The 6,211-nt window shown below is 73.9% G+C and carries 5 protein-coding genes; 2 read left to right on the top strand and 3 right to left on the bottom strand.

Annotated elements, in window-relative coordinates; all coding sequences use genetic code 11:
* From C1I97_RS40190 to eccE, 3 genes are all read right to left on the bottom strand, one after another.
* Positions 1-1,008, bottom strand: a 1,008-nt coding sequence (locus C1I97_RS40190; protein ID WP_258382784.1) for an SCO5717 family growth-regulating ATPase, incomplete at its 3' end; no start/stop codon positions are given.
* A 247-nt stretch (positions 1,009-1,255) separates the two neighbouring features.
* On the bottom strand, positions 1,256-2,023 hold the full coding sequence (locus C1I97_RS28905) for a hypothetical protein (protein ID WP_111006074.1): 768 nt from the start codon (positions 2,021-2,023) through the stop codon (positions 1,256-1,258).
* A 5-nt stretch (positions 2,024-2,028) separates the two neighbouring features.
* Positions 2,029-3,372, bottom strand: coding sequence for a type VII secretion protein EccE (eccE, locus tag C1I97_RS28900; RefSeq protein ID WP_441349162.1), 1,344 nt, complete (start codon positions 3,370-3,372; stop codon positions 2,029-2,031).
* A gap of 215 nt (positions 3,373-3,587) precedes the next feature.
* Between eccE and eccB the strand changes: the two genes are divergently transcribed.
* Positions 3,588-5,120, top strand: a complete 1,533-nt coding sequence (gene eccB, locus C1I97_RS28895) for a type VII secretion protein EccB (protein ID WP_111006072.1) — start codon at positions 3,588-3,590, stop codon at positions 5,118-5,120.
* A gap of 16 nt (positions 5,121-5,136) precedes the next feature.
* The coding region (gene mycP / locus C1I97_RS28890) for a type VII secretion-associated serine protease mycosin (protein WP_111006071.1) at positions 5,137-6,211 on the top strand (1,075 nt) is incomplete at its 3' end.

Below are 6,211 nucleotides of genomic sequence, written 5' to 3'. Positions count from 1 at the left end.
CCACTGGGCCGCCGGAGCGGGCGCGGCGGGCTGGTACGACGGCGGCAGCGGCGGCACCGGCCCCTGCGGAACCGGCGGGGGAGCCCAGGAGGCAGGCGTGCCCTGCGGCGTGGCGTCCTGGGGTGCGGCGGCGTCCTGGGGCTCGGCCGCGACAGGCTGGGCGGCCGCGGCAGCGGACTCCCCGGCCTCGCCGCCCGCGGCCTCGCCGCCCGCGGCCTCGGCGTCGGCGTCGGCCGAGGCGGCGTCCGCGTCGCCGGTCTCCGGCGCCTCGGCATCCGTGGCTTGCGACGCGTCCGTGTCCGCGGCCGGGGAGCTCCCGGCCTCGCTCGGCTCGCCCTCGGCGGACTCGGAGTCACCGGACGCCTCGACGCCGGTCTCCGCCGCCTCGGGCCCGTCGGCGGAGTCGGCGGACTCGGCCTCACCCTCCGGACCACGCTCGTCCGGCCCCGTGCCCTCCGCGGCCCGGCCCTCTCCCTCCGTCGGCGCGACGGACTCGTCCTCCCGAACCCCGGTCCCGGGCGCTTCGCTCCGCGCGTCGGTCCGCTCAGCGATCTCCCGCTTCAGGGCACCGGCGGAGATCCGCAGGGTGGCACCGCTTTCGAGGTCACCGGCCCCGGACTCCGCCCCCTGCCCCTGCGGCTCGAACCCACTGTCCGCCGGAAGCTGCGGCACGGCCACCGGGTTCCCCTCCGGCGGCGCGGGCTGCGCGGGCGGCGGGGGCGGCGTGTAGGAACCGCCCGGCTGGAACGCCGGAGGCGGCGTGTGCGGCGGCGCCGACGGAACGAAGGGTGTCCCCGGCGCGGGAGCCGGCGCAACCGGTGAACCGGAGGGCTCCTCCGCCTCCCCGGCCCCGGACCCCGAACCGCTCGACGCGTTCTGCGTGTACCAGGCGGGCGGCGCGTAGTCGATGGTGAACTCGCCGGTCGTCTCGATGGCCGACTCCGCGTCGGGCTGGTCATCGTCGGGTGTGGCCCAGCCCCCGCGGATCCCGTCCCGATCGCTGTTCACAGTTCCTCCTGGTGTGGTCGAGCACCCTCATGCTGCCGGGGCGACCATGTCGTGTCGTTCCGAGTCGTCCGTGGTCGTTCGAGGCAGTCCGATCCACCGGCTCTCCCCGGGGCCGTCGACGCCCGGTCCACGGGTACCGCCGTCGTGCCCGCTCCCAGCCTAATCACCACAGGCCACAACCCGGCAGGCCCGTCCATCCCCAACACGCGCCCACCAGGCCCCAACGAACCGGACGAGAAGGGAGACTTCAGTCCATCCGCCGCGGATTGCCCAGCAACCCGGTCTCGGCGTCGGTGGGTTGGGTCATCACGTACTGCCGGTCCCGGTCGGCGCACCACAGCGTGACACCGTCGGCGAGCGCCGGCAGGGACTCCACGTCCGCCCGTGGCAACGCCATGGTGCGACTCAGGTCGGCCGCCTCGTCCGGCGAGATCCGCTGGACGCCGACGAGCCGTGCCTGCCGTATCAGCCGAGGGGCCACCGGACTCAGGTACGGCAGCAGGGTCAGCACCGACTGCCAGGGACCCGACACGACCCGGCCGCGCGGCGGCCGCATGCCGCAGTCCCGTACGACCAGCACGGGCGTGCCGGCCGACGCGCCCTGCGGGGGCACCCGGCCCACCTCGTACACGGCCAGGCCGTTCTGACCGCCGCCCATGGCGTGCACCATCTGCACCCAGGACTGGGGCCGGCCCGTCTCCACGGCGACGCGCGCCCCGGTGGCCGCCGCGCGCAGGGCCAGGACCTGCGCCGTCCACAGGCCGCCGATGAGCACGACGTCGTACGGCGTCGGCCGGTTGAGCCCCAGAACGGCGGGCTGCCCCTCGGCGTCCACGCCGATGACGACACCGTCGTCCCCGATGGGCAGCGCGAGCGCGTCCACCTGCTCAGCGGAGAGCGTGTGGCGTCCGTGCCGCGGACCGATCAGCCCGAGGCCGCTGCGCAGCCGCCCCCGCACCCGCTCGGCGACGGAAGGCGGAGCCGCACCCGAAGGGTCGGCCGTCCGCGTGGTCATGGCGGTCACCGGGCACCTCCGAGGGGCAGTGTGGCGAGCATGCCGGGCACCTGCTCCCGGTCCAGGCGGGCGAGTCCCGCGCCCCCCTGCCGCGCGACGTCCTCCACCGCGCGCCGCGCGGCCACCAGTTCCTCGTCACTGCGCCCGGTGACCCGTACGTGGGCGCACAGCGCCGTCTCCTGCCGTTCCGCGTGCGAGAGCGTGAGACTGAACGTCGTGGCGAGCGCCGGCACGCTGGTGAGCAGCGCCACGAACTGCGGCAGGGACGGGCCGCGGCCGCCCAGCTGGGGCCAGCGCCGGACCCAGTAGGTGGTGTGGCGGCGGTTGTCGCAACGCCAGCTGCGGCCGGACTCCTCCGTCCGCCGCTCCCGTGTCCCGCTCCGCCCGGCCTCCGCCGTCACCAGCGGGTTGGCGCACGCGGACGTGGCGATGGCGGCGGTCAGCTCCTCCTCGTTGAGCAGGGTCGTACGGAACCCGGCCCCCGTCAGCCGGCTGGCAAGCTGATCGGCGACCCGGGCAAGGCACTTCTGCGCTCCCACGAGCCCCCCGCCCCGCGCTTCCACCGCCTCCCGGCACAGCTCCGGGTCGAGCTTCAGCGCGATCCACGTGATGCGCACCGCGGGCGCACCGGTCTGCTCCTGCAGCGGTGCGTAGTTGGTCACGGCCACCGAGTGCTGCGGCAGGTGCAGCGCCGGCGCGGGCTGCGTGTGCAGCACGATCTGCGCCGACTCCAGCCGTATCCCGTCCACTTCGAGCGCGTCCCGCACCAGCCCGACCGGCAGCGGCTGCCGCCCCCGCTCGGCCCGCAACGCCGTGACGTCGGCCTCCACCTGCACGACGGCACTGAGGAAGGTCCCGTCCCCGGCCATCCCGACGGGGCGCCGGTCCCGGCCGCCGTAGGAGTAGGTGCGCAGGGCCGGCTCGCACTCGACGGCGGGTGCCAGCCCCGGCTCGACGCCGGGCGGTACCGGGGTGCTCGCCGCCCGCCGCCTGCGGGCCCGCAGTGCGAGCAGGGTGCCCAGCCACTCCGGCAGGGTACGTCCGCGGCGGCGCACGAAGGCCAGTGCCAGGAGGGCGGCGGCGGCGACGCCCGCCGGTACGAGCGCGAACGGCCCCGTCAGCCACCCGCAGAACAGCAGCGCGACGGCCAGCTCCAGCAGTACGAGTCGCTGCAGCGCCAACGAACTCCCGCGTCCCGCACGGGACCTCGGATGCAGGGTGAGGGAACCAGGGGCCGGTGCGGCGGGCGGGCCGGCGGAGCGGGGATCGCGGGCAGTCGACTGCCGCGCGTCGCCGGATCGTGTCCGCGGTTGCGATCGCGATCGGGTCCGTGCTGTGGACGTCACCACTCCAAACCCCCCGAACTCTCCTGAAAGCACTGGCGCGCAGCCGCCTCACGGCCTCAGCACCCTACCCGTGCCGCGACCGGTGCCGCGCAACAGGCATAGTAGGGGCCGGTGCTGACAGTTGAGGCATCAGAGGCAGTCGAGGAACCGGGACCGGTGCGCGCACCGACCCCCCCACGAATCCTTCACGACTCCGCACGGGGAGAGAGCGGAAACAGATGGCATCACGGCGGGACGAACTCAACGCCTACACCTTCGCGAAGCGCCGCATGATCGCGTCCTTTCTCCGGCCCTCGCCGTCGGGTACGGAGGAGGGCGCCCCCAAACCGCTGGGCGCGGTGGTGCCCGGCGTCGTCGTCGGCGTGGTGGTCCTCGCGGTGTTCGGGGGCATCGGCCTGTTCAGCCCGACGGCGCCCAAGGGCTGGGACAAACCCGAGGAACACGTCATCGTCGCCAGCCAGTCGACCACGCGCTACGTGGTGCTGAAGACGGGCAAACGGACCCAGCTGCACCCGGTCCTGAACATGGCCTCCGCGAAACTCCTGCTGGATCCGGGCAAGGACAGCGTCATCACCGTCGACGAGAAGGTCCTCGACAGCGGCAAGCCCCCGCACGGCGCCACGATCGGCATCCCCTACGCGCCCGACCGGCTGCCCGCACCCGGCGAGGCCGAGTCACCCAAGCGCTGGGTGGTCTGCGAACGCCCCGGTGACGGCGGCCGGGCCATCCAGAAGGCGGCGTTCGTCCTCGCCGGGAAGGAGTGGTCCAGGACGGAGGGGAAGGAGAAGCTCTCGGGCGGCGACCTGATGTACGTCGTCGGCCCCGACGGGAAGACCCAGTACGTCGTCGACGCGGGCGGCACCGCGTACCCACTGGCCGGCCCGGCCGACAAGGAACTGCTCAAGGCCCTCGACACCCAGGGCCGCGCCCCGCAGCGCGTCTCCCAGCAGTGGCTCGCGACCCTCCACAAGGGCGACCCGATCGCGATTCCGGAGATCGACGGCACGCCGGGTGCGGCAGCGGGAGCGTTCAGCGGACTGCAGCAGTACGACCAGTACGACAAGGTCGGCATGGTCATCAAGGCGTACGACGGTCGGCGGATGCAGTACTACGTGGTGCTGCCCGGCCGCGTGGCCCGCATCTCCGAGTTCACCGCCACGCTGCTGCTCAACAGCCGTGACCTGGTCGCCGTCGGCCAGGCGGGCGAGGCCCAGCAGGTCAGCCCCGGCGCGGTCACCGACAGCACGACGTTCGCCGGGGACAAGAAGTGGCCGGCGTACAAACCGCGAACAGTGAACGACGGGGGCCGCACGACGTCCGGCCGCAACACCGTCTGCGCGGTCCTGCACTCCGTCGACGACCAGGGCCGGACGACTCTGTCCACGTGGGCGAGCACCGACTTCCCCGCGCAGCTGCCCACCGGCTCCTCCAGCGCGTACGTCACTCCCGGCTCGGGGCTGCTCTTCCGGCAGTTCCAGGGCACGGAGACGCAGGCGGGCGGCGTCTTCCTGGTGACCGACACGGGCCTGCGCTACGCCCTGCAGTCCAACAGCGACAGCGCCACCGACGACCAGGGCATCGGCACCTCCGCCCAGCAGCGCAAGGCGGCGCTCAACGAGGCGAGGATCGCCCAGACCCGGCTCGGCTACGAACGGGTCAAGCCGGTCCCCGTCCCCGCGGAGTGGTCGGCGTTCCTGCCGACCGGCCCGCGCCTGTCGGAGGCCGCGGCACGGCAGCCGCAGGGCTCGTAGCCGCGGAGGAGGCGTCATGCTGAAGGCAAGCACCTCCGGCCGCCGCGTCCGTACCGGGACCGCGACCCGAACGGCGGCCCTGGCCGCGGCGGTCGCGCTCACGGCCGCGACCCACGTACTCGTCCTGCCCCCCACCGTCGCCCGGGCGGACGACGGCCAGTGCACGTTCCCGTCGAAGCCGTACCAGGGCCGTCCCTGGGCGCTGCAGCGGGTCAACCTGGACGAGTTGTGGGCGCAGTCCACGGGCAAGGGTGTCCGGGTCGCCGTGATCGACACCGGAGTCGACATCAGGAACCCGCAGCTGAAGTCCGCCGTCGACGCGTCCAGCGGCAGGAACTACCTGCCCGCCAAGAACGCCAAGGGCGAGAAGATCGAGCGCGGCGACAGCCGGGGAACCACCGACACCGTCGGCCACGGCACACGCGTGGCCGGCATCATCGCGGCCCGCCCCGCCAAGGGCACGGGCTTCGTGGGCCTGGCGCCGGACGCCATGATCATCCCGATGAAGCAGAACAACGCCGAGGGCGACGGAACGGCCGCCACGCTCGCCCGGGCGATCCGCGACGCGGTGGGCGCGGGTGCCGACGTCATCAACATCTCCCAGGACACGGCCAACGCCGTCGAGCCCGATCCGCGCCTGAAGCAGGCCGTCGACCACGCCCTCGGCCAGGAGGTCGTGGTGGTGGCCTCGGCCGGCAACGACGGCCTGGGCGGCAACGTCAAGGTCACCTATCCGGCGTCGTACGAGGGTGTCCTCGCGGTGGCGTCCTCCGACCGCAACAACGAACGCGCCTCCTTCTCCCAGTCGGGGGAGTTCGTCGGGGTCGCGGCCCCCGGCGTCGACATGATCTCCACGGTCCCCGGCGGCGGCCACTGCTCCGACAACGGCACCAGCTTCTCCGCCCCGTACGTCGCCGGGGTGGCGGCCCTGCTGAAGGCCAAGTACCCCCAGTGGACGGCCCGGCAGGTCGTCGCCCAGATCGAACAGACCGCGGAACGCTCGGTCGCCGGTCACGACCGCCTGGTCGGCTGGGGCGTGGTCGACCCGGTCAGGGCCCTGACGGACGTGGACCCCGCCCACCCCGTGGAGA

The sequence above is a fragment of the Streptomyces sp. NTH33 genome, assembly GCF_003236365.1.
Classification (GTDB): Bacteria; Actinomycetota; Actinomycetes; order Streptomycetales; family Streptomycetaceae; genus Streptomyces.
The sequence above is the reverse complement of the archived record's forward strand: the minus strand, read 5'-3'. Positions and strand labels throughout refer to the sequence as shown.

Excerpts from the sequence above, each read along its gene's own strand:
- C1I97_RS28905 (WP_111006074.1), bottom strand. The coding sequence starts at position 2,023 with ATGACCACGCGGACGGCCGACCCTTCGGGTGCGGCTCCGCCTTCCGTC.
- eccB (WP_111006072.1), top strand. The coding sequence starts at position 3,588 with ATGGCATCACGGCGGGACGAACTCAACGCCTACACCTTCGCGAAGCGC.